The organism is Streptomyces pseudogriseolus, from assembly GCA_002154585.1.
Taxonomy (GTDB): Bacteria; Actinomycetota; Actinomycetes; order Streptomycetales; family Streptomycetaceae; genus Streptomyces; species Streptomyces pseudogriseolus.
Map to the genome: position 1 here is coordinate 3,595 of MUNG01000557.1, position 348 is coordinate 3,942.

General features: G+C 83.9%; 1 pseudogene. It reads left to right on the forward strand.

Annotation, left to right across the window (positions count from 1 at the left end):
* Positions 1–348: pseudogene (locus CCN29_RS36515) on the forward strand (cell division protein FtsK); the annotation flags it as partial.

Below are 348 nucleotides of genomic sequence, written 5' to 3' on the forward strand. Positions count from 1 at the left end.
ACGGCGGCCACCCCGGACGGGGAGGGCCACGTACGGGTGCCGGGACCGGGCGCCGCGGACACCGGGAGCGCGCGCCCCGCCGTGGGGACCCCGGGCCCGGAGGGAACCGGCCCCGAGGGGCCGCGCGCCCCGACCCACCACGCGTACGGCTCCGCCGACTGGGCCACGCCCGCCCACGCGGACGCGGCACCCGCCCCCCGTACGACCGCCGCGCCGGGCCCCGTCCCGCACGTGCCCGAGCAGAGCGGCCCCCCGCGGGCCGAGCGGCGCGGCGACGGACCGGCGCCCGGACAGCGCACGGTGCGGATCGCCACCCAGGGCGACGTACCCCGTGTGCCCCAGGGGCGG